17 protein-coding genes are annotated in these 22,805 nt (G+C 64.6%); 5 read left to right on the forward strand and 12 right to left on the reverse strand.

Translation table 11 applies throughout. The features are described 5' to 3' along the window. Window positions 1-5: 5 nt before the first annotated feature. Window positions 6-1,787 (reverse strand): glycoside hydrolase family 16 protein, encoded by a 1,782-nt coding sequence (locus AC56LW_RS03155; RefSeq protein WP_499631525.1) that lies wholly within the window; start codon window positions 1,785-1,787, stop codon window positions 6-8. Window positions 1,788-2,025: 238 nt separating this feature from the next. After that, window positions 2,026-2,775 carry an SDR family NAD(P)-dependent oxidoreductase gene (locus AC56LW_RS03160; RefSeq protein WP_499631528.1) on the reverse strand — a complete coding sequence of 250 codons (750 nt, stop codon included), beginning with the start codon at window positions 2,773-2,775 and terminating at the stop codon, window positions 2,026-2,028. A gap of 157 nt (window positions 2,776-2,932) precedes the next feature. Here AC56LW_RS03160 and AC56LW_RS03165 point away from each other — a divergent pair, with 157 nt between their 5' ends. After that, window positions 2,933-3,859 carry an AraC family transcriptional regulator gene (locus AC56LW_RS03165; protein ID WP_499631531.1) on the forward strand — a complete coding sequence of 309 codons (927 nt, stop codon included), beginning with the start codon at window positions 2,933-2,935 and terminating at the stop codon, window positions 3,857-3,859. Here AC56LW_RS03165 and AC56LW_RS03170 read toward each other — a convergent pair. Next, window positions 3,856-4,368: a gluconokinase gene (locus AC56LW_RS03170; protein ID WP_499631534.1), complete on the reverse strand. Its 513-nt coding sequence runs from the start codon at window positions 4,366-4,368 to the stop codon at window positions 3,856-3,858. The two genes, AC56LW_RS03165 and AC56LW_RS03170, sit on opposite strands and share 4 nt — an antisense overlap. A gap of 247 nt (window positions 4,369-4,615) precedes the next feature. On the opposite strand from AC56LW_RS03170, the gene cynS reads away from it, so the two are divergent. After that, window positions 4,616-5,065 carry a cyanase gene (cynS, locus tag AC56LW_RS03175; protein ID WP_499503319.1) on the forward strand — a complete coding sequence of 150 codons (450 nt, stop codon included), beginning with the start codon at window positions 4,616-4,618 and terminating at the stop codon, window positions 5,063-5,065. A gap of 6 nt (window positions 5,066-5,071) precedes the next feature. On the opposite strand, the gene gntR is transcribed toward cynS, so the two are convergent. Both gntR and AC56LW_RS03185 read right to left on the reverse strand, forming a co-directional pair. Further along, entirely contained in the window at window positions 5,072-6,100 is a 1,029-nt protein-coding gene (gene gntR / locus AC56LW_RS03180) for an HTH-type transcriptional regulator GntR (protein WP_332531441.1), read from the reverse strand. A gap of 457 nt (window positions 6,101-6,557) precedes the next feature. Beyond that, the gene (locus AC56LW_RS03185; RefSeq protein WP_499631539.1) at window positions 6,558-9,749 is read right to left on the reverse strand and encodes an error-prone DNA polymerase; all 3,192 of its coding nucleotides are present in this window, start codon (window positions 9,747-9,749) and stop codon (window positions 6,558-6,560) included. A 208-nt stretch (window positions 9,750-9,957) separates the two neighbouring features. Between AC56LW_RS03185 and AC56LW_RS03190 the strand changes: the two genes are divergently transcribed. Beyond that, window positions 9,958-12,363, forward strand: a complete 2,406-nt coding sequence (locus AC56LW_RS03190) for a TonB-dependent receptor plug domain-containing protein (protein ID WP_499631542.1) — start codon at window positions 9,958-9,960, stop codon at window positions 12,361-12,363. 57 nt (window positions 12,364-12,420) lie between these two features. Here AC56LW_RS03190 and AC56LW_RS03195 read toward each other — a convergent pair whose 3' ends face one another. Next, window positions 12,421-13,005, reverse strand: a complete 585-nt coding sequence (locus tag AC56LW_RS03195) for a PEP-CTERM sorting domain-containing protein (protein WP_499631544.1) — start codon at window positions 13,003-13,005, stop codon at window positions 12,421-12,423. Between the two features lie 39 nt (window positions 13,006-13,044). After that, the gene (locus AC56LW_RS03200) at window positions 13,045-15,339 is read right to left on the reverse strand and encodes a family 43 glycosylhydrolase (protein ID WP_499631547.1); all 2,295 of its coding nucleotides are present in this window, start codon (window positions 15,337-15,339) and stop codon (window positions 13,045-13,047) included. 390 nt (window positions 15,340-15,729) lie between these two features. Here AC56LW_RS03200 and AC56LW_RS03205 point away from each other — a divergent pair, with 390 nt between their 5' ends. After that, complete coding sequence (locus AC56LW_RS03205; protein ID WP_499631550.1) at window positions 15,730-16,473, forward strand: hypothetical protein; 744 nt, start codon at window positions 15,730-15,732, stop codon at window positions 16,471-16,473. 93 nt (window positions 16,474-16,566) lie between these two features. Here the strand turns inward: AC56LW_RS03205 and AC56LW_RS03210 are convergent, their stop codons facing one another. Continuing rightward, on the reverse strand, window positions 16,567-17,697 hold the full coding sequence (locus AC56LW_RS03210; RefSeq protein ID WP_499631553.1) for a branched-chain amino acid ABC transporter substrate-binding protein: 1,131 nt from the start codon (window positions 17,695-17,697) through the stop codon (window positions 16,567-16,569). Between the two features lie 155 nt (window positions 17,698-17,852). Between AC56LW_RS03210 and AC56LW_RS03215 the strand changes: the two genes are divergently transcribed. Then, on the forward strand, window positions 17,853-18,341 hold the full coding sequence (locus AC56LW_RS03215; RefSeq protein WP_499631556.1) for a hypothetical protein: 489 nt from the start codon (window positions 17,853-17,855) through the stop codon (window positions 18,339-18,341). Here the strand turns inward: AC56LW_RS03215 and AC56LW_RS03220 are convergent. From AC56LW_RS03220 to AC56LW_RS03235, 4 genes are all read right to left on the reverse strand, one after another. Next, entirely contained in the window at window positions 18,338-19,690 is a 1,353-nt protein-coding gene (locus AC56LW_RS03220; RefSeq protein WP_332531433.1) for an ATP-binding protein, read from the reverse strand. The two genes, AC56LW_RS03215 and AC56LW_RS03220, sit on opposite strands and share 4 nt — an antisense overlap. Then, window positions 19,687-20,349: a response regulator gene (locus AC56LW_RS03225; RefSeq protein WP_258835222.1), complete on the reverse strand. Its 663-nt coding sequence runs from the start codon at window positions 20,347-20,349 to the stop codon at window positions 19,687-19,689. The genes AC56LW_RS03220 and AC56LW_RS03225 overlap by 4 nt, the downstream gene beginning before the upstream one ends. Before the next feature lie 52 nt (window positions 20,350-20,401). Then, window positions 20,402-21,952: a Do family serine endopeptidase gene (locus AC56LW_RS03230; RefSeq protein ID WP_499631559.1), complete on the reverse strand. Its 1,551-nt coding sequence runs from the start codon at window positions 21,950-21,952 to the stop codon at window positions 20,402-20,404. A 228-nt stretch (window positions 21,953-22,180) separates the two neighbouring features. Beyond that, entirely contained in the window at window positions 22,181-22,651 is a 471-nt protein-coding gene (locus AC56LW_RS03235) for an Hsp20 family protein (protein WP_183555607.1), read from the reverse strand. Window positions 22,652-22,805 lie beyond the last annotated feature (154 nt).

Below are 22,805 nucleotides of genomic sequence, written 5' to 3' on the forward strand. Positions count from 1 at the left end.
AAGGTTTATTTCATGGTGAACGTCTGTGGCGCCGTGTCGACTGCAAAGTTACGCGCGGTGTCCCAGTACGTGAAGGTATAACGCACGACATCGCCCGCCTTGAGTCCACCGGCCGTGAAGGTATTCACGCCGCTGCGCAGCAACATGCGCACGTTCTCCTGCGCGCCGCCATTGACGGTGTAATGCACATCGGCCCACCCTTTGGTCATGGTGCGAAATTCCAGCGTCGTGGGCCCCGTCTGACTTACCGACGTGGTTGCGACTTGCGTCAGCATCCTGGTGGCCACATTGCCGCCCGCCTTCCACACGATATCGTCGATCGCGAACTGGAAGCCAGATGCCGGCAGGCTGCCGTCGATACTCGAGATCATGAAGACATCGAAGAGCGACTGCGCCGCCACCAGGGGGCCAAGCAGCGTCGAGACGGGGATCGAGGCTTGCGCCCATTGCCCGTTGCGCACCAGGCCATACGCGGTCGTATTGGCCGGGAAGTTGATCCAGTTCTGGTTGGTGTAGGTGTCGCCCACGCCAATCCGGAAGCCCACGTTCGCCGGGATCTTGATGCGGAAGTTGACGACGCCATTGGCCCGGTACGCACTCAGGTTGCGCGCCTGACGCGCCTGGATGCCGCCGCCAAACCACTGGCCCGGCGAGGTGTAGTTCCAGGCGATGACGTTGCTGCCTTCATATGGCGCAGTGTTGCCGGCGCCGGTGGACGCAGTATTCCACAGGTAGATGTCGGCGTTCGTGCCAGGCACCAGCTTGGCGTCGACCGCCGTGTTGTCGGTGAACACGCCGAACTTGCCGGCGACTTCGGGCGCGGTCTGGTCGCCCAGCTTGACTTGCCCCTTGCCATCGAGTTGGTACACGCGCACATAGTCGACATACATCGTGCCCGGCAGCGGCGCCGTGACCTGGCTGGCATTGGCCGCATCGGTGAAGTTGCCGCCCACGGCCATGTTCAGCAGCAGGTAGAACGGCGCCTGCAGCGCGCTCGAATTGACCGCCAGCGGCGCGTTGTACAGATTGTGCTCGACGCCGTTGTCGACGACCGAGAAGCGCATTTCGCTCTCGGTCCAGTAGAAGCGGTAGGTGACGAAGCGGTTGGCCAGCGACGTGGCAGACACGTGCCAGTTATCGGTCTGCCACGCGGTCGATGCGGCGCAGCTCTCGTTGCCGGGCACGCAGGCGGCCTGCTGCCAGGTGATCACGTTCGCGCCGACGAAATGGTTGGACAACGGCGCCCCGCCCTCGGCCCGCACCGCGGCCTTGTGCCCCATCTCCATGATATCGATCTCGCCGTTGCGCGGCCAGGTCTGCGGACTCACGCCCAGCATCCAGGCGGCCGGCCACAGGCCGGTGCCCAGGTTCGGCGTGGCCATGCGCACCTCGATCATCCCGTACTGCACCTGCACCTTGTTGCGGGTATCGAGTCGCGCCGACGTAAACAGAGTGCTGCCCACGGTCTGGCTGCGCGCCTGGATCGCCAGCGCGCGCGTGCCCGATTCGAACGGCACGTTGGCAATGCTGGCGTTGTTCGGGCTGTAGGTCTGCAGTTCGGCGTTGCCGTAGCCGCACAGACCAATCTGGCGACCGTTCCCGTCCTGCAGGTTCCAGACGCCGGTATTCACGCTGGCGCCGTTGAATTCTTCGGACCACAGCAGCTGGCCGATGACGGGATTGGTGACGCTGGCGGTGGCTTGCGTGCTCCACGCCAGCGCGAGGCCGGCGGCAAGCAGCTGGAACGGCTTCCATTTGGAGCGGTGTTGCTGGTGTAGATGACTCACGTTGACTCCTCTTTTCTCATGACAAGAAAATGTGGCCGTGCCGGATTGCCATGCCACACGCCGCCAACTTTGCGTTGGTCTCGAATGGTTTTGATGCGGAATACTTGATTGGAACCCTTTCCAATTTGCTTTAAAAAATATAGTCCGATTTCAGGGGTGCGTCAAACACATCTGCATGCCGCGCACCGGTTTATCCGATGCGCATATATCGCTTTACCTTGCGCTGGCGAGGCAGTGCCTAGTAGCCCACACCGCGCACGCCGCCGGCGGCGCGCAGCGATTCGCCGGTAACCCAGTGCGCGTCGCCCGATGCCAGGAACACGGCCACCGGCGCGATGTCTTCCGGCTCGCCGAAGCGGCCGAGGGGCGTCCCGGCAATCAGCATCTTGCCGAAATCACCGTCAAAGTTGCCGGCAGTGGCGGGCGTGTTCGTGTGGCCCGGCAGGATCGCATTGACGCGGATGCCGCGCGGTCCCAGTTCACGCGCCAGTGCGAACGTCAGCGTATCGACGGCGCCCTTGGTGGCGGCGTACACGCTCGACGCCAGGTACGGGTCGGTGCTCAGGATCGAGCTGATGTTGATGATGCTGCCGCCATCCTTGAACACCTTGAGTGCTTCGCGAATCGCCAAAAAGTAGCCAAGCACGTTGACATTGAACTGCTTGTGGAACGCGTCTTCCGTCATCTCGGCCACCATCTCGAAGACGGCCACGCCGGCATTGTTGACGAGGATGTCGAGCGTGCCGTAATCGGCCTTCACGCGCTCGAACAGGCCCGCCACGTCGGCTGCCTTGCTCATGTCGGCCTGCAGCGCGACTGCCTTGCCGCCGGCGGCCTCGATCGAGGCGACCACCGCATCGGCGCCCGCCTTGCTGCTGGCGTAGTTCACGATGACGGTGGCGCCCTCGGCGCCGAATGCTCGGGCAATGCCGGCGCCGATGCCGCTCGATGCGCCGGTGACGACGGCGATTTTATTGGTCAGTTTCATGGTGTGTCCTTGGTCGATGTGTCCCGAAGCCCAATGGCTCCGGCGACCAGGACGATGCTACGCAGGCGCGGCATGCGCCACATGCCGGTTCTTCGCGCATGCTTGCCTATTCTTCTCAAAGCCCGTTGCGCCGGCGTGGCCGGTGCTATATTCGGGCATGGATAAAGCGATCACCGATGCGACAGGCGAAGCAGGCAATGTAGCGCTGAACGCGCTGCGCGCCATTGCAATGAGCGCGGGCGACACCTGGACCGCGACCGGTCTGCCGCGGGTGGCCATGGTGCGCGCCGAAGCATGTTCGAACCAGGTCTATGGCCCGATGCTGCATCTGGTGCTGCAGGGGTCAAAGAGCCTGTCCATCGGCGGCCAGGTCGTGCACATCGAGGCGCCCGGCTACTTCGTCGTGCCGGTGGCGTTGCCGGCGCTTGGCCAGATCACCGCGCAATCGGGCACGGCGCCGTATCTCGCCGTGAGCCTGGCGCTGGACCCGGCCATCATTGCCGCCATGCTGGCCGACCTGCCCGCTGCCGGCAAGGTCGCGCATGGTGCCGACGTCGGCGTTGCGCAGGCAGGCCCTGACCTGATCGATGCCTGGCTGCGCATGATGCAGCTGGTCGCGCGGCCTGACGACGTGGCGATGATGGCGCCGCTGATCGAGCGCGAGATCCTGTTTCGCGTTCTCCAGGGGCCGCATGGCGATGTGCTGCGCCAGATCGCGCACGCCGACAGTCGCCTGTCGCAGGTGCGCCGCGCGATCGACTGGATTCGCGACCACATGGCGCAGCCGCTGCGCGTTGGCCCCCTGGCGGCGCTGGCCGGGATGAGCGTCGCGGCCTTCTATCGCCACTTCAGGGCAGTCACCGCAATGACGCCGATCCAGTACCAGAAAAGCCTGCGCCTGTTGAAGGCGCGCCGGCTGCTGCTGTTCGAGCCGTTCGATGCGGCGTCGGTGGCATTCACGGTCGGCTACGAAAGCGCGTCGCAGTTCAGCCGCGAGTACGCCCGCATGTTCGGCCTGCCGCCGATGCGCGACGTGGCCCGCTTCAGGACACCGGCGCCAGGCGCGCCGGCAGCCAGCACCTAGGCGCTGGCGAGAATCTGCGCCACCAGTTGCGCCGGCGTGTCGCGGATGTCGAGCGTGATGCCCGCTTCGTCCGGCTGCAGCGGTTCGAGCGTTGCCAGCTGGCTGTCGAGCAGCGATGGCGGCATGTAGTGGCCGGGGCGATTGCTGACGCGCTCGGCCAGCAGGCTGCGCTCGCCGGCCAGGTGCACGAAGCGCACATCGCCGCCGGCACCCCGCAGCAGGTCGCGGTAGCTGCGCTTGAGCGACGAACATGACAGCACCGCCCCGCCCTCGCGCCGTGCCAGCAGGTCACGCAACGTCACGAGCCAGTCGTGGCGGTCGTCGTCGGTCAGCGGCGTACCAGCCGACATGCGCGCGATGTTCACGTCGGAGTGATAGGCATCGCCCTCGATGAATTCCACGCCGAGCTGGTTGCCCAAGCGCGCGCCGATCTGGCTCTTGCCGCAGCCGCTCACGCCCATGATGACCCAGGCCGTTCCCTTGTTATCGCTCGTTGGTTCTGTCGTCATTGCCTTATGTTAACGCTAACAAACATACCGCGATTGTGCGCGCCCTGCCTGGAAATGTAAACCCACAGGCCATGCACCCATTTCGGGCGGCTGTGCCCGCGCAGTGCGCATTTCGCTGACATGCTGCTGGCTTCTTGCTGGCGTGGCAGGCCCGGTGTGTCTGCTTCGTCGTGACTTCATGCATGGCACGCCCCTTGCTGAGGTAAGGCGTGAGCACCTACCTTCCCCACTTTCTGGAGCAGCCAACATGATTTCATGCCGTGAAGATGTCACCAAACTGATCGTATCCGCGAAAGTCCGCAAGGGCATCAAGTGGCGCGACGTGACCGAGGCCACGGGCCTGTCGAAGGAATGGACCACCGCCGCCTGCCTGGGCCAGATGACGCTGACCAAGCCGCAGGCCGAAGCGGTCGGCAAGCTGTTCGAGTTGTCCGATGAAGCCATCGCCTGGCTGCAGATCGTGCCGTACAAAGGCTCGCTGCCGACGGCCGTGCCGACCGACCCGCTGATCTATCGCTGGTATGAACTGGTCAGCGTGTATGGCACCACGATCAAGGAACTGATCCACGAAGAATTCGGTGACGGCATCATGAGCGCCATCGATTTTTCGATGGATATCCAGCGCACCGAAGACCCGAAAGGCGATCGCGTGAACGTGGTCTTGTCGGGCAAATTCCTGCCCTACAAAACCTACTGATGCCCCTTATGCGCTCTCGCGGTCGCGCAGCGTGAAGCCAAGGTCGATGCGCCGCTCGGCCGGTTCTTCGCCCCTGATCACCTGCAGCAGCAGGCCGGCGGCTTCGAAGCCGATCTGGTAGCGCGGCGTGTCGACCGTCGTCAGTGACGGCATCATCCAGGCCGACGCGGGCAAGTCATTGAAGCCGCATACCGCGATGTCCTGCGGGATGCGGATGCCTTGCCGCTGGCAGTGGAACACGGCGCCGTGGGCCAGGTCGTCGTTGCAGCAAAAGACGGCGTCGCAGTCGGGCCGCAGCGCCAGCATCTGCGCCATCAGGCCGGCGCCCAGTGCGATCGTCGAGCGTTCGGGCACCATCAGCTCGAGGCCGGGGTCGGCCAGGCCGGCCGCCGCCATCGCCGCGCGGTAGCCATCGGCGCGGCGCAGCGTGCGCTCGTCGAGCTGGGCGCCGATGAAGCCGATGCGTGTGTACCCCTTGCCGATCAGGTGGCGTGTCATGGCCATGCCGGCCTCGTACTGCGAAAAGCCGACCGACAGCACGGCCGGATCATCGGACAAATCCATCATGGCCACCGCCGGCACCTGCGATGCCGCCAGCATCTTGGCCACGGCGGGGCTGCGCACCTGGCTCGAGAACAGGATGCCGTCGGGGTTCGACTGCAGATAGGTGCGCAGCAGCTTTTCTTCTTCGAGCTGCGAATAATAGGTATTGCCGATCAGGAGCTGGTACTGGCCAGGCGCGACGGCGTCGTGGATGCCTTCGAGGACGGCAGTGAACACGGCGTTCGACAGCGACGGCACCAGCACCACGATCACGTGCGACTGCGACGAGGCCAGCGCCCGCGCGGCGCGATTGGGCACGTAACCCAGTTCAGCCACGGCATGCTCGACCTTGCTGCGCGTGGCGTCGGACACCAGCTTCGGCTGGCTCAGTGCGCGCGAAGCGGTCATGATCGACACGCCAGCCATGCCCGCGACCTGCTCGAGCGTCGCGCGCCCCGTCCCCCTGCCCCGGCTTCGGCTTGTCTTGTCCATGCTGTTCCCGTGATATTTACGCAATGACCATTCTATCAACGCAGCGGCCTGCCGCTACAGGAAAGTTGGCGACCAGAAGAAAAGCCGGTTCCCAAAGCCGGGGTCAGGTCTGACATTCGGTTCCCAAAGCCGGGGTCAGGTCTGACATTCGGACACGACCTCGACAGAAAAGCCGGGGTCAGGTCTGACATTCGGACACGATCTCGACAGAAAAGCCGGGGTCAGGTCTGACATTCGGACACGATCTCGACAGTCGAGTAGTCGGAACTAGCTGGCACAGAGCCATGCTCATACTGGGCAAGAGACTTTTGGAAGTGACTAAAGCTGAGGTCGTGTCCGAATGTCAGACCTGACCCCGGCTTTGGAGTCTTTTGGAGGTGACCAAGGCTGAGGTCGTGTCCGAATGTCAGACCTGACCCCGGCTGTGTGACCCCGGCTGTGTGACCCCGGCTGTGCATCAGCAGAAATCCCTGCTGCGCGTGTCGAGCGCACCGAGCAGGTGCGACAGATCCACCAGCCGCTTGGCGACCAAGTGGCGCACTTCGCCCTCGCGCTGCCAGATGCCGTAGACGCCGAGCAGCGGTGCGCTCAGGACCTCACGGCGCTGCTGCTCTACCAGCGATGGCCACACGATCACGTTGACGTTGCCGGTTTCGTCTTCCAGCGTCAGGAACAGCACGCCCTTGGCGGTGCCTGGGCGCTGGCGGACCGTCACCAGGCCGCAGCCGCGCGCCAGCTGGCCGTTCTGGAAATCCATCAGCGTCGACGCTGGCAGGAAGCGCTGCGCCAGCAGGCGTTCGCGCAGCAGCGCCAGCGGATGGCGGCCCAGCGTGAGACCCTGTGCGCGGTAGTCGCCCACGATCTCTTCGCCTTCGCTTGGCGCCGCAAGCACCGGCGCCTCTTCGCGCGGCACCGTTGGGCGCAGCAGGTCCTTGTCGGGCGCGGCGCCGGATGCTTCCCACAACGCTTCGCGCCGGTGCCCCGCCAGCGACTGCAGCGCGCCGGCCGCCGCCAGCACCTGAAGGTCGCTGCGGTCCAGGCCCGCGCGGCGCGCCAGGTCGGCCACATCGGCAAACGGCCGCACGGCGCGCGCCTGCTCGATGCGCTCGGCCGCATCGACCTTCATCCCCCGCTGCAGCGACAGGCCGAGGCGCACCGCCGGCTGGCGCGTGCGCTCGTGCGGATCGTATTCTTCGAGCGCCGAATCCCAGCCGCTGACGGCGACATCGACTGGCCGCACCTCGATGCCATGGCGGCGCGCGTCCTGCACCAGTTGCGACGGGCTGTAAAAGCCCATCGGCTGGCTGTTGAGCAGCGCGCACAGGAAGGCGGCCGGCTCGTGGCACTTGAGCCATGAACTGGCATATGCCAGCAGCGCGAAGCTGGCCGCATGCGACTCGGGAAAGCCGTATTCGCCGAAGCCCTGGATCTGGCTGAAGATCGCTTCGGCGAATTCAAGCGTGTAGCCCCGTTCGAGCATGCCGGTCGTGATGCGCTCGTAATAGTGTTCCAGCCCGCCCTTGCGCTTCCAGGCCGCCATCGCGCGGCGCAGCTGGTCGGCCTCTCCCGGCGTGAAGCCCGCGCCCAGGATCGCCACCTGCATCACCTGCTCCTGGAAGATCGGCACGCCCAGCGTGCGCTCGAGAGCCACTTTCATCTCGGCGCTCGGATACACGACCGGCTCGAAGCCCTGACGGCGCCGTAGATAGGGATGGACCATGCCGCCCTGGATCGGGCCGGGGCGCACCACGGCCACCTCGATCACGAGGTCGTAGAAGACACGTGGGCGCATGCGCGGCAGCATGCTCATTTGCGCGCGCGATTCGATCTGGAACACGCCCACCGTATCGGCCTGGCAGATCATGTCGTAGGTGGCGGTATCGTCGGCCGGGATGTCCTGCATCTCGAACACGTTGCCGTAGCGCTGGCCCACCAGCTCCAGCCCGCGCCGCATCATCGACAGCATGCCCAGCGCCAGGACGTCAACCTTCATCAGCCCTAGTTCCTCAAGGTCGTTCTTGTCCCACTGGATCACGCTGCGGTCCGCCATCGCGGCGTTCTCGATCGGCACCAGGCGCGAGAGCTTGCCGCGCGCGATGACGAAGCCACCCGGATGCTGCGACAGGTGACGCGGGAAGTTCAGCAGCGACTGCGCGAGCGTGGCCCACTGGCGCGACAGCGGCGCCTCGGGATCCAGCCCGCTCTCGGCCAGGCGGCCCAGCAGGTCGGCGCGGCTGTCGAACCAGTGGTGGGTCTTGGCCACCTTCTCGACGATGCCAAGGTCGATCCCCAGCGCGCGGCCGCTGTCCCGCAAGGCGCTCTTGGGGCGGTAGCTGATCACCACCGCCGCCAGCGCCGCGCGATCGCGCCCGTATTTGTTATAGATGTACTGGATGACTTCTTCGCGCCGCTGGTGCTCGAAGTCGACGTCGATGTCGGGCGGCTCGTTGCGCTCGCGCGAGATGAAGCGCTCGAACAGCAGGCTGGCGCGGGCCGGATCGACCTCGGTGATGCCCAGGCAGTAGCAGACGGCCGAATTGGCCGCCGAACCGCGGCCCTGACACAGGATGTGCTGCGAGCGGGCGAAGCGCACGATGTCGTACACCGTCAAAAAGTAGTGCTCGTAGCGCATCTCGGAAATCAGCGCCAGCTCGTGCTCGATCTGCGCCTGCACCTTGGCCGGGATGCCGTCGCGAAAACGCCGGTGCGCGCCGATCCAGGTTTCGGCGCGCAAAAAACTCGCCGCCGTGTGACCGGGCGGGACCACTTCGTCCGGGTATTCGTAGCGCAGTTCGTCGAGCGAGAACGTGCACAGGCGCGCCACGCGCACCGTCTCGGCCAGCACTTGAGGCGTGTACAGATTGGCCAGGCGCAGGCGCGAGCGCAGGTGCTGCTCGGCGTTCTGCGCCAGCCCGTAGCCGCAGTCGGCCACCGCCTTGTTCAGGCGCGTGGCGGTGAGCGTGTCCTGCAGCGGTTTGCGCGAACGCACGTGCATGCACACGTGGCCCAGCGCCACGATCGGCAAGCCGTGCTGCCAGCCGACTTCTTCGACCGTGGCGCGGTGGGCATCGTCGAACGCGCGGTGCAGCGACGTCAGGCCGAGCCAGGCGCGGCCCGGAAAGGTGGTCGCCATCCACGCTGCCTGCGCATGCAGGCGGTCGACATCCTGCGCCTCGTGCCCCGGATACGGCGGCAGCAGGATCGCCAGGCAATCGGGCATGTGGCGCAGGTGCGCGTTCTCGGGTGCCGGGTCGGCCAGGTCATCGGGTGTCAGGAGGTACGTGCCCTTCCCAGCCCGCGTGCGTCCGAGCGTGATGAATTCAGACAGGTTGCCGTAGCCCTCGCGGTTCTGCGCCAGCAGGATCAGCGACGGCGCCGGGCTGCCATCGGGGTTCTGCAAATGAAAGTGGGCGCCGATGATGAGCGGCAGGCCGGCCTCTTTTGCTTCCGCATGCGCGCGCACGACGCCGGCCAGCGAGCATTCGTCGGTGATCCCCAGCGCGAAGTACCCGAGCTGCACGGCGCGCAGGACCAGCTCCTCGGCATGCGACGCCCCTTGCAGGAACGAGAAGTTCGACAGGCAGAACAACTCCGCATAGGGCGGCAGGGTCGTGGCTGCAGGGGGCTGGTTGGTCGGAGGCTGTGTCACGCCGGGCTCATGTCAAATGACAAATACTGTATAAAAACACAGTATAGCCGACCTTTTTTACCGCACGTGCATTATTTACCCCAGGAAATTACTTATGCACCCGAGTTGATAATACAAAGTTATACAACAAGAACGTTGTGTTAATGCCACATTGCAACGGTAATCGAAGGATCCATTGATAGTATCCGAACATCCTTCGGAGAAACCAGTGCTCAAACTCAAAATCATGCCCCGTTCCGTGTTGTCCAGTCTGTATGGCAGCACCATCCTTGCTTCCCTTGCTCTCGCCCCAGTCGCCGTTCAGGCGCAAACCGCACCCGCCATCACCACCGACGCCGTCGTGCCAAGCGTGAGCGTCGTCGGTTCGCGCCGCGTCGGCGCTGCCTCCAGCACCGACACCCCGGTGGCCATCGACTTCATCCCGATGACGAAAGCGGCCGAACAAAGCGGCCAGTTCGACCTCGCGCAGGTGCTGAGCAACCTGTCGCCGTCGTTCAACTCGACCCGCCAGACCGGCGCAGACGGCGCCGACCTGATCGACTCGGCCGCCCTGCGCGGCCTGGGTTCGGACCAGACCCTGGTGCTCGTCAACGGCAAGCGCCGCCACACGGTCGCGCTGGTGAACCTGTTCGGTGCGCGCAACCGCGGCAACACGGGCACCGACATGAACGGCATCCCCGTGATGGCGATCCGCGAAGTGCAGGTGCTGCGCGATGGCGCCGCCGCCCAATACGGCTCGGACGCGATTGCCGGCGTGATCAACATCGACCTGAAGAAAAGCCTGGGCTGCGAATCGGTGGCCGGCTACGGCCAGTACACCGAAGGCGATGGCGAGAACTGGCAGGCATCGGCCTACTGCGGCGTGGCCCTCGGTGGCGGCGTGCTGGGCATCACCGGCGAATACTCGGACCGCGGCCGCTCGAATCGCTCGGAGCCCGGCAACCCGCGCATCATCGGCGACACCAAAGCCGACAACCAGACCATTTACCTGAACGGCGAATTCCCGGCTGGCGCGGGCGGCAAGTTCTACTTCACCGCCGGCGTGCAGCAGCGCGATGCCTCGTCGGCCGCCTTCGGCCGCGAAGGCCTGGGCTCGGAAGATATCCCATCGCGCAATTCGGCCGCAATGTACCCGGACGGCTTCGTCCCGTTCATCAACGGCAAGGTCGATGACCGCTGGGGCACCGTCGGCTACCGCTGGACGGCCGGCGAATGGAATGCCGACCTGTCGCAGACCTACGGCTACAACCGCCTGAAGTACAACATCGCCAACACGCTCAACGCCTCGATCGCCAACCTCGATCTGCTTGGCGGCGGCCAGGGCCGCAGCGCCGACCACTTCTATGCGGGCGCGTTCTCGTTCCGCCAGGCGACCACCAACGCCGACATCAGCCGCTTCTACAGCGATGTGTTCAAGGGCATGAACGTCGCGTTCGGCCTCGAGCACCGCCGCGAGAACTACCAGATCTTCGCCGGCGAAGCCGGTTCGTACATCGACGCCGACGGCGTGGGCATCGGCGGCAACGCCGGCAGCCAGGGCTTCCCGGGCTTCCAGCCGGGCGACGAAACCGACACCGACCGTCACAGTAACGCGGCCTACGTCGACATCGAAACGGATCTCACCGATCGCCTCAAGATCCAGACCGCGCTGCGCTACGAGCGCTATTCGGACTTCGGCTCGACCACCACCGGCAAGCTCGCCGCCGCCTATCGCCTGGCGCCGGACCTGCTGCTGCGCGGCTCGGCCAGCACGGGCTTCCGCGCGCCGTCGCTGCAGCAGGCCTACTTCTCGTCGACCTTCACCGACTTCGTCAGCGGCCAGCCACTGGACGTCGTGCTGGCGCCGAATGGTGGGCGCGTAGCGGCCGCCGCCGGCATCCCGCAACTGAAGGACGAAGAATCGAAGAGCTACACGCTGGGCCTGACCTGGTCGCCAACGCAGGCACTGTCGGTCACGGCCGACCTGTACCGCATCGACATCGATGACCGCATCGTGCTGTCGGGCCGCTTTGACGCCGACAACTACCCGGCGCTGGGCGCGACGCTGCAGCAGCTGGGCGTGGGCCAGGCGCAGTTCTTCGTCAACTCGGTCGACACCAAGACGCAGGGTCTGGACCTGACGGTCTCGCACCGCGCCAACGTGGCCGCCGGCCGCCTGACGACGTTCCTGGCCGCAAACTTCAGCAAGACCGAAGTGCAGCGCGTGAAAGCGCCAGCCGCACTGGCAGGCTTCGAAGACGTGCTGCTGTCCGAGCGCGAGCGCCTGTTCATCGAAGAAGGCGCGCCGCGCCGAAAGGCCACGCTGGGCTTCGACTACGTCCAGGGCAAGCTGGAAACCGCGCTGCGCGTGATCCACTTCGGTCCGCAGACGCTGGGCACGTTCTCGGGTCCACCGGTGCCGAACCAGAAGTACGAAGCCAAGACGTCGGCCGACCTGGCCTTCACGTGGGCCTTCACCGAGAAGACCCGCCTGACGGTGGGCGGCACCAACATCTTCGACGTCAAGCCGACCGTGCAGGATGCGAACGAGACCGACAACGGCTTCAAGTACGAGAGCGTACAGTTCGGCCTGAATGGCGCGGCGCTGTTCGCGCGCCTGGCGCACCGCTTCTGATCTGATTTGATCGCGCGGTGAAACAACGGCCTGCAAGCGATTGCAGGCCGTTGGCGTTTACGCCCGCTGCAGCGGCCTGCGCCTGCGCGCCGCCAGCCACCCCGCAGCAGCAATGCCGCACAGCGCCAGCGTCCCCGGCTCCGGCACCGTGTTCGGCGCCGTAGCGGATGCCGTGAAGGCGTCCATGGCCCACTGCGTGCCGCTGCTGTTGTAGATCGTGAGCGTGTCGATGCCGCGCCAACCGAGTTCGATCCACTGCGGCGCGAACGTGTCGATCCCGTACGACACGTCGGTCGCGAACAGCAACTGGCCTGCACGGCTGCCCTCGAACGAGAGTTCCTGTTCATACCAGGCCGACGTGAAGAACGCGCCGATGAAATCGAAGCCGGTCGCATTCGAGATCGTGACGGTGCCGCCCGCATGGTTGAAGGCGACGTTGGCCGCCGAGACCACGCCGTTGGCAAAGCCGCTGTCGGGATAGGCGTCGGCGCCGATGACGCCAACGCCGGTCCAGTTGAAGCCCGCATAGCCGTCGGCGATGACCGCGGTCTCGCTGCTGGCCAGGTCGTCAAAACCAATGACGTCGGCGTGCGCACTCGCGCAGCATGCCGCCAGCAGGAACGAAAGGATACTGTGTTTCATAGGGTGCTCCTTGATGTGTGGAGATAGAGGCGTGGCGGGTTACTGGCGCACGAGCGCCGCGATGTCGGCGTCGCTCAGTGCCGAGCCGTAGATGCGCAGATCGTCCATCGCGCCACGGTATGGCGCGTCCCACCAGTTCACGCCCAGCGCAAACACGCCGCTGGTGCCGGTAAACACGTTGGGGAAACCCGCGCCGCTGAATCGCTTGCTGCCGTCGACATACACATTGACCGCGCCGTTTCGCACGGTGAAGGCCACATGCGACCAGCGCCCGACAGGGATCGTCATGCCAAGGCCGGCGTCGTACCAGGCCGTTCCCGACCAGAGCATCGATGCGCCGCCCACGCCCCCATGGCCCATCGGCAGCAGGCTGACCCAGGATTCGGTCGTGCGCGCGCCAAAGAAGGTGGTCGAAAACGCCGTCAGTGCCGCCGGCTTGAGCCACAGCGCCACGCTGTAGTTCTGGCTCGCGATGAGACCATTGGGCAGCCGCACGCCGCTCGCGCCGTTGAAGACGGCCGCCCTGCCCTTCACACCTGCCTCGAAGGCGATGCTGCCGCCTGGCGCGTCGATCCGGTTGCCGGTCACGCTGCCCGCACCGAAGATGCCATTCGCGTCGGCCAGGTTGCCATCGAAGGTGTAGTGGGCCAGCAGGCCGCCGGCCTTGCGCACGGTGACGACGAACGTCTTGGTAACCACCGTATTGCCCTTGGCGATACGCGCCGTGAGCGTGACATTGACGTCCCCGCTGGCCGGACTGGTCACCACCCCGGTGTTGCTGATGACGGCCGGATTGGACGACGTCCAGGTAATCACCGCGCCGCGCGTGCCGCGCGTGGGCAGCGCGAGATTGGCCGTGACGGCGCTCGTGTTGCCCAGGCTAAGTTCTGCGGCGACGGCATTGACCACCTGCGCCTCGGTGCGTGGCGGCAGCCGGCTACCGAATAGTGAGACGCCCTCGCGCGAGACCGCAGAGAAGGTCATCGCAGGGCTCTTGGCCGTTTCATCCCAGCCGTTGATGAAGACACCCTTGTACGGCGAGGCGCCGGGCAGGCGGATCTCGATCCCGTTGCTGCCGGTGAGCAGCCAGCTGCCGCTCACGGCGCCCGTGATCGTGCCGTCGGCGTTGAGTGCGATGGACTGCGACTTCTTGATGGCGGCCGAGATGTCCTTGCCATGATTGACCAGCATGTAGTCGCCCTGCACGAATTCGCGCCGCACGGCCCCCAGCGTCTCGCCCGTGTAGCGGCGCGGCGCGACGACCGGCCAGCCGTCCGCATTCATAAACAACTGGTGCGTGCGGATCTCATGCTGCTCGCCGCGCTCGGGGAAACGCGCATGGAAGATCAGGAAGTACTTGCCGCTGGCCGGATCGACATACGCCGAGTTGTGGCCCGGCGAGACATAGCCGGTGCCGATGCCTGTGCCGGCGTCGCCCAGGCTTCGCTCGAACAGGAAGCTGCCCATCAGCTTGACGCCGTAGGGCGCGATCGATGCATCGTCGAACAGCGGCTTGGTGGGGTCGGATCTGACAGCCGCCATGTCGTTGCCCTGGGCGTCAACATAGGGCCCGTCCGGATTGAGCGAGCGCGCGACGCGCATATTGTAGCCACCGGTCGAATCCAGGCCGCCAAAGGACGTGAACAGGTAGTAGTGCGACGTTGCGGGGCTGTACATCACGTAAGCGCCTTCGATGCGTGCGTGGTTGCCGCCCATCAGGCGCTTGCCGTAGCCCTGCCCCGGCAATGGCATGCCGGTCGAGGGATTGAGCGCCAGGATGAAAATCCCGCCCGAATACGAGCCGTACACCATCCACAGTTTGCCGGCACGGTCCGAAAAGACGTGCGGATCGACGGCATTCGGGTGTTTCAGTGCGTCGTAGATCGTGCCGTCATGGCTGGGCTGGCCCCACATGCCGGATTTTAAAATAATGCCCTTGTCGACATAAGGACCTTCGATATTATTCGCTACCGCAATACCCAATGCGGAGCGTGGCGAATCGCCCTTGCAGGCGTTGTAATACATGTAAAATTTTCCGTCCGGCATACGCTTGACATCGGCCGCCCACAATGTGGACGACTGCGCCCAGCTGAATGTTTCGGCCAGTTCGGTGAATACATTCGATGCGCCATTGAGAAATAATGGATTGCTCGCGGTGACGCCGTCGCTGACCTGCTGCCATTTCATCAAATCACGCGATTTGGCAGCCGCCAGGTGCGATCCAAACACATAAAACATGTCATCCACCTTGATGACCGACGGGTCGTGCACGGCTGCATTCTGGAAGACGATCGGGGTGGGCGCTGCCTGGGCAGCGACGAACGAAGGAAGCATGGCCGATGACAATACGGCCCATGTTCCAAATGAGGAAAGGGTGTGATGCACGCTGGTCTCCGTTATATTTATTTGAATGTGCATTCTGATGATCGAATGCCGGAAACGAGAATGCGATATTTTTAGATGGTTTGCAACCGGATTGCATACGCTTGTTCAGCGCGTTTCTTGGTGTAAATATTTGCGATAACTTAAATAGCGCAATTGCTTATGAAAGCGATTGAAAGAATATCGCAGCCAGTTCTGCGATATGTTTTTTTCGTCGGAATCGTTTTAAATCCACGAAAAAGTAATCGCCTGGCTTTTCACGCAGGAATGGGTGTTGGCGCCGTACCACAGGGTATTGGCGTACGCGATGTGTCAAAATGCCCGCTTTCCAGCGAGAACACCATGCACAAACTGATTGCCGAATTGATGCGGCTGTATCTTCCAGCCGATGTACTGCCGTCCGACATCCTTGCACTGCCGGTCAGCCTGACGGGCGGCGACGGCCAGACGCGCGCCATGATGATCCCGTTTCGCAAGACGAAGGGCGCCGACAGTGAAGCGCACTGGACGCGGCTGTGCGAAGTGGCCAATGCACTGCAGACGACGCTCAAACTGCCCGCGCCGGCGGTGAGCATCTCGGGCGGCGACGCCTATTATTTGTGGTTGTCGCTCGCCACGCCGGTGCCGGCCGAGCGCGCGCAGGCTTTTCTGGAACGCCTGCGCGATGCGTACTTCCCCGAGGTCGAGCTGGCGCCGGACGCGGTGCGCGCGCCGGTCGCCCTGCCGCCCTGCCTGCACCCGCGCACCGGCAAATGGGCCGCCTTCATCCACCCGGGAATGGGCGCGTCGTTTGCCGACGAACCGGGGCTGGACATGCAGCCGCCGCCGAATGGGCAATCCGGATTCCTGGAGGGGTTGGAGAGTATCGATGCGGAGCAGTTCGAGCACGCGTGGCGCCTGCTCGAACCGGCCGCGGTGAGGGCGCCGGTAGTAGCGTTGACCGCTACGCCAGTCGTGGCCAGCGCAACCACGCCTGCGCCCGCGCTACCGGAAGGCCTGCTGCTGAAAGACGCGACGCTAGAAGACATCGTGCGTCATCTGCATGCGAAGAATATCGAACCGACTTTCCGGCATCTAGTGGCGTAGGGTGGACGGGTTTCCCGTCCACGCGTTCAAACAGTCATCGCGATGTGGCTACGCAGGCTTGGTTTGAACGCGTGGACGGCGCAGCCGTCCACCCTACTTGGTCACCGTGATCAGCGAGCGCTTGCCACCCTTGAACCCGTACAAGGTGATCGTTCCGTCGCGCACATCGCCGCGGGCATCGAACGCCACCGGCCCGGTCACGCCCTTGTAATTGGCTTTGGCCAGGAATGGGAGATACTTGGCCGGGGCGGCCGATCCGGCCTTGACCATTGCATCGGCCATGACCATCGTCGCGTCGTACGCATACGGTGCGTTGATCTGCACATCGATGCCGAAGCGCTTCTTGTAGTCGGCGCGGAACTTGTCCATGCCCGCCTTGCCTTCACCGCGCACGCCGCCCGCTTCCGCGCACACGACCTGACCGTCGGCCATGGTGCCGCCGGAGAGCTTGAAGATCTCGTCCGAGCAGATGCCGTCGCCGCCCATCATGCGCACGTTCATGCCCAGCTGCTTCATCTGGCGCAGCATCGGGCCGGCCGTGGCGCTCAGGCCACCGAAGAAGACCATGTCCGGCTTGGTGGCGCGGATGCGGGTGACGATGGCGCTGAAGTCGGTCGCCTTGTCGTTGGTGAATTCGCGCGCGACGATCGTGCCGCCCTGCTGTTGCAGGCTTCTGGAAAATTCCATCACCAGGCCCTGGCCGTAGGCCGTGCGGTCATCGACGACAGCCACGCGGCGCACCTTCATGGCGCCGGTCGCGTAGCGGCCCAGGGCCTGGCCCAGCTGCACGTCGTTGGCAATCGTGCGAAACGCCGTATTGAAGCCTTGCTGCGTGTATTTCGGACTGGTGCTCGATGGCGAAATCTGCGGGATGCCGCCGGTGTGATAGATCTTCGACGCCGGAATCGTGGTACCCGACGTCTGGTGTCCGATCACGCCATTCACCTTGGCGTCGACCAGTTTCTGCGCCACGCTGGTGGCCTGTTTCGGGTCGCCCGCGTCGTCTTCGGCCACCAGCTGGAACGTCACCTTGCGGCCAGCGATCGTGGTGCCGCGCGCGTTGAGGTGTTCGATCGCCATGCGCGTGGCGTTCTCGGTGTCCTTGCCAAAGTAGGCCACCGGCCCGGTGATCCCGGCCACATGGCCGATCTTGACGATGTCCTGGCTTGACGCCAGGCCGGCCGTTGCCGCCAGTACGCTGGCAGCCAATATGTTCTTGTTCATGGGTTTCCCGGTATGCAGACAGGCGGACAAAAAGCCGCCAAACCGGTTATTTTACCGTGAGTATGCACAGCGCGTCGGCGTGACAATTGACGCTATTTTGCCCCTGCCTGCTGCGGTATTCTGCCTGGCTTGACAGCAAGGCGGCAGCAGACACCATGTACACCATCCCATTCAGAATCAAGACTGCCATCGCTGGCAAGCTGTTGTTGGTACTTGCCTCGCTGCCCGCGCATGCGCAGCTGCCGGCACCCAGCCGCACGATCTACAAATGTGAGGTGGCTGGCAAGATCGCCTATACCGACGTACCGTGCCTCGGCGCGAAGCGGCTCGACGTGGTGCCCGCGCGCGGTGTCGACAAGCTGTCGGGCACGTCCCGCGTGGGCGCGACGGTCGCGCGCGAATATCATCAGGAGAACATGGCCCGTATCTGGAAACCCCTCCTGGGCATGAACGAGCAGCAGTACGCCACAGCAGTGCGGCGTCAAGCGCTGGATGCTGGAGCACAGCGCGAATGCCGCGCACTCGAAGCAGCGATCGTCGACAACGAACGCATCGAGCAGCTCGGGCCCGCGCGCGATTCAAGGGAGACGCTGGCGCATGATACCCTCAACCTGCGTCAGCGTTATCACGAGCTGCGCTGCTAGAGGCTTGTCTGTACTGGCGTCTTGAACGTGACGGTCGCCATCAAGCCACCCAGTCGCTCGGAGGAACCCAGCGTCAGCACCGCGCCATGGCGCTCGGCGATCGCCTTGATGATGGCCAGGCCCAGGCCACTGCCGGCGGCCTCGCTGCCGGCCACGCGGTAGAAGCGGTCGAACACGCGTTCGCGTTCCTCCGGCGGTATGCCGGGGCCGCTGTCTTCCACTTGCACGGCCACCGTACCGGCGCCGCTGAGCACAGAGATGTCGACGGTGCCGCCGCCCGGGGTGTACTTGACGGCGTTGTCGACCAGGTTGCGCAGCAGGATCTGCAGCGCGTCGGGCTGGCCGTCGATGCTGGCCGGGTCGGCCTGCTGCAGGCCCAGATCGACGCCCTTGGCGGCGGCCACGCCGGCCAGGTCGGCGGCGGTGCGGCGCGCCAGGTCGGCCAGGTCCACCGGCCGGGTCTTGGCCGCCGAGCCTTCGGCTGCGGTGGCTTCCTGCCGCGCCAGGATCAGGAGCTGCTCGACCAGGCGCGTGGCGCGGTCGATGCCGGCCGTCAGGCGGCCCACCGCGACCTGGCGCGCTTCGGGCGTATCGGCGCGGTCCAGGCTTTGCGCCTGCAGGCGCAGCGCCGCGAGCGGCGTGCGCAGTTCGTGCGCGGCGTCGGCCACGAAGTTCTGCTGGGCCTCGAACGCAGTGCGCACGCGGCCAAACAGCAGGTTCAACTCTTGCACCAGCGGGCGCACTTCGTCGGGCAAGCCGGTATCGGAAACCGGCGACAGATCGTCGGCCTGGCGCGACGCCACCTGCGAGCGCACGCGCGCCACCGGTTGCAGCGAGCCGCTCACGACCCACCACACGACCAGCATCAGGATCGGCATCATGACCGCGATGGGCCCCAGCGTACGCAGGGCCAGATTGCCCGCCATATTGCGGCGCACGGCCAGGTCCTGTGCTACCTGCACGGTTTGATTTGAGGTCTGGATCGAGAACACGCGGTAGGTCGTGCTGTTGGCGCGCACGTTCGAAAAGCCCAGCACCGCGCGCTGCGGCAGGCGCGCACGCGAGACGCTGTGGAACATCTGGGCGCCATCGGGAGACCACATCTGCACCACCATGTCGTCGTTGCCACCGGCGCTTTCGGCTTCCTGCCGAGCGCGCGCTTCGTCGTTCGACAGCGGTGTGCTCGAGCGCAGCGACAGGGCCATCTGCTGCATGTGGTAGTCGAAGATCTGGTCGGCGTCGTGCAGCGCGGTGCGGTAGGCGATCGTCGCCTGCGCCACCGCTGCAATCGTGATCGCCGCGAGCAGGAACCAGAGCAGGCGCCCGCGCAGCGAGTGCGTCATTTTCATGCTTTCGGCACCATGTAGCCGACGCCGCGCACGTTCTGGATCAGGTCACTGCCCAGTTTCTTGCGCAGGCCGTGGATATACACTTCCACCGCATTGCTCGAGACTTCATCGCGCCAGCTGTACAGCTTTTCTTCAAGCTGCGCGCGCGACAGCACGGCGCCAGGCCGGGCGACCAGCGCTTCGAGCACGGCCCACTCACGCGCCGACAGCGATACCTGGGTGCCGTCGACCATGATTTCGCGCGTGACCGGATTGATCGTGATGTTACGGTATTCGAAAATCGGCTCGGCGCGCCCGGCAGCACGCCGCAGCAGCGCGCGCAGGCGCGCGAGCAGTTCGTCGAGATCGTAGGGTTTGAGGACGTAATCGTCGGCGCCGGCATCCAGGCCCGCGATGCGCTGGGCGACCGAGTCGCGCGCGGTGGCGACCAGCACCGGGGTGCGGTCCTTGCGCGCGCGCATCGAGCGCAGTACTTCGAGGCCATCCTTGCGCGGCAGCCCCAGGTCGAGCAGCACCAGATCGTAGTTCTGGTTCTGCAGCAGGGCCGTGTCGGCCATTTCGCCGTCCTTGACCCAGTCGACTGCGTAGTGCTCGGCCCTGAGCAGGTCGAGCACTACTTCGCCGATCATCGTATCGTCTTCCACCAGCAGCAGCCGCATACATCCCCCGTTGTAAAAGTGCGACCCGAGGGCGCTACGCTATCTTAACCAATTAACCGATCCGCACCGGGATGAAGATTTTTTGACCGTCGCGCTGGATCAGCAGGGCCACCGACTTGCTGGCCTTGGCGACCATCTCGCGCACCTGGACCACCGACGTCACGGGCCGGCCGTTGACCGAGATAAGCACATCGCCCGGCTCGATGCCGGCCATTTCGGCGGCGCCCGAAGCGTCTTCGATCAGCAGGCCAGCCGCGATGCCGCTCTGGCGACGCTCGATCGGCTCCAGGGGCCGCAATGACAGGCCCAGCTTCGCACTGTTGTCGACGACGCCGGCCACGTCTTCCATCTGGCCGCGGCGTGGTTTCTCGGCTGCGTCGGCCAGCGTCGCATCGATACGCACCAGCTTGCCGTCGCGCCAGACGTCCATGGCGATCTTGTCGCCCGGTTTTGCCATCGTCATCATCGCCGGCAGGTCGCCCGACGAGACGATCGGCGTGCCGTTGGCGGTGCGAATCACGTCGCCGGATTTCAGGCCCGCACGCTCGGCCGGGCTGCCACGTTCGACGTTACTCACCAGGGCCCCTTCAACCGATTCGAGCTTGAACGAATCGGCGAAGCTCTGGCCGACTTCTTGCACGCCCACACCGAGCTTGGCATGCTGCACCTTGCCGGTGGCGACGATCTGGTCCTTGATGCGCACGGCAAGATCGATCGGGATCGAGAACGACAGGCCCTGGTAGCCGCCGGTCTGGCTGTAGATCTGCGAATTGATGCCGACCACTTCACCGCGCGTGTTGAACAGCGGGCCACCCGAGTTGCCGGGGTTGACCGCAACGTCGGTCTGGATGAACGGCACGCTGCCGTCCGAGATGGAACGACCGGTGGCGCTGACCACGCCGGCGGTGACGGTGCTTTCGAGACCATACGGCGAACCGATGGCCAGCACCCACTCACCCACCAGGACCGACTTCGATTTGCCGATCGGCGCCACGGGCAAGCCCTTGGCGTCGATTTTCAACACAGCCACGTCGGTGCGCGGGTCGGAGCCCAGGACCTTGGCGCGAAACTCGCGGCGATCCTGCAGCTTGACCGTGACTTCGTCAGCGCCCTGCACGACGTGTGCGTTGGTAAGGATGACGCCGTCCGGGCTTACGATGAAGCCCGATCCAGCGCCGAAAACGGGCGCTTCACGACCGCCGCGCTCACCACCGGAGCGCGGGTCCTGAAACTGCTTGAAAAACTCATACAACGGATGGCCAGGGTCGAGGCTTGGCATGCCGCCGGCACCGCCGCCACCGCGGGCGGCCGTCTTGGTGCCGCCAACAACGCGGATATTGACCACGGTCTTGCCCTGTTGCGCGGCGATGCGCGTGAAGTCGGGCAGCGCCACCGTCGACGACGGTGCGCCCACGGCAGCAGCCGGCGCAGCACCAGGGGCGGCCGCGACGACCGCGGGCACGCTAGGCGGAGCAGCATTGGCAGTAGCGTTATTGTGATTGACAGCGATGGCACCGACCGCGCCGCCGATGACGCCCGCGGCACACAGGGCCAGCGTCAGGCGTTTGGCAGTGATGGCAGTAACGGCACTTGGGTTCGACATGGATGTGCTCCTGATGAAAATTCGGTGAATCGGTGATCGAGATTCGATGAGGCTAGTGTCGCGCAGCCGTCTTAGACCATACTTAAGTTGACAGACAACACCCCTTAGACGCGCCTTAATGCACACGGTTTGCGGCTGCACAGACACAAGGCCCGCCAGATAGGACAAGGGCGCCCCGATGCTGCAGGCGCCCTCCGTTCAAACCGTTATCACATCATGTGCCACAGCTCAGGCAGCGCGCTGTTCCAGTGCCTGGACGTTGTCGCCGCTGATTGTGGTACCGGCAGCATCGCCGATGGCGATCTTGCGCGGCTTGAGCGCCTCGGGCACTTCACGCACCAGTTCGATGGTGAGCATGCCGTTGTCGAACGACGCCGTGGTGACCTTCACGTGGTTGGCCAGCTGGAAGCGCTGCTCGAAATCGCGTGCTGCGATGCCACGGTGCAGGAAGGTGCGCTGGGCGTCATCCTTCTGCTTGCGGCCAGTAACGTGCAGGCTGTCACGCTCGGTGATGATCTCGACTTCGTCGCGGGTGAAGCCGGCCAGCGCCATCACGATGCGGTATTGGTCTTCGCTCACCAGTTCGATGTTGTACGGCGGGTAGCTTGGCTGCGACTCGGCGCGTTGCTCGAGCAGGCTGGCCAGGCGATCGAAACCGATGGCGGAACGGTAGAGGGGGGTCAGGTCGTAAGTACGCATGATAGTTATCCTTGTAAAGTTAAGCGATAAGGGTGCGGACCTCAGTTGAGCATCCGCTGGTACCAATCTAATGCCATCCATCGCGAAATCAAGACAAGCAAAATACGGAATTTAAAATATTTTTCCAAATTTTGTTTGCATGATGTATCAAGGA

The sequence above is a fragment of the Telluria sp. LT2P80 genome (assembly GCF_059685955.1).

Coding starts and splice junctions, on each gene's coding strand:
- AC56LW_RS03160 (WP_499631528.1), bottom strand. CDS start 2,775: ATGAAACTGACCAATAAAATCGCCGTCGTCACCGGCGCATCGAGCGGC.
- AC56LW_RS03165 (WP_499631531.1), top strand. CDS start 2,933: ATGGATAAAGCGATCACCGATGCGACAGGCGAAGCAGGCAATGTAGCG.
- AC56LW_RS03170 (WP_499631534.1), bottom strand. CDS start 4,368: ATGACGACAGAACCAACGAGCGATAACAAGGGAACGGCCTGGGTCATC.
- cynS (WP_499503319.1), top strand. CDS start 4,616: ATGATTTCATGCCGTGAAGATGTCACCAAACTGATCGTATCCGCGAAA.
- gntR (WP_332531441.1), bottom strand. CDS start 6,100: ATGGACAAGACAAGCCGAAGCCGGGGCAGGGGGACGGGGCGCGCGACG.
- AC56LW_RS03195 (WP_499631544.1), bottom strand. CDS start 13,005: ATGAAACACAGTATCCTTTCGTTCCTGCTGGCGGCATGCTGCGCGAGT.
- AC56LW_RS03200 (WP_499631547.1), bottom strand. CDS start 15,339: ATGCTTCCTTCGTTCGTCGCTGCCCAGGCAGCGCCCACCCCGATCGTC.
- AC56LW_RS03205 (WP_499631550.1), top strand. CDS start 15,730: ATGCACAAACTGATTGCCGAATTGATGCGGCTGTATCTTCCAGCCGAT.
- AC56LW_RS03210 (WP_499631553.1), bottom strand. CDS start 17,697: ATGAACAAGAACATATTGGCTGCCAGCGTACTGGCGGCAACGGCCGGC.
- AC56LW_RS03215 (WP_499631556.1), top strand. CDS start 17,853: ATGTACACCATCCCATTCAGAATCAAGACTGCCATCGCTGGCAAGCTG.
- AC56LW_RS03220 (WP_332531433.1), bottom strand. CDS start 19,690: ATGAAAATGACGCACTCGCTGCGCGGGCGCCTGCTCTGGTTCCTGCTC.
- AC56LW_RS03225 (WP_258835222.1), bottom strand. CDS start 20,349: ATGCGGCTGCTGCTGGTGGAAGACGATACGATGATCGGCGAAGTAGTG.
- AC56LW_RS03230 (WP_499631559.1), bottom strand. CDS start 21,952: ATGTCGAACCCAAGTGCCGTTACTGCCATCACTGCCAAACGCCTGACG.
- AC56LW_RS03235 (WP_183555607.1), bottom strand. CDS start 22,651: ATGCGTACTTACGACCTGACCCCCCTCTACCGTTCCGCCATCGGTTTC.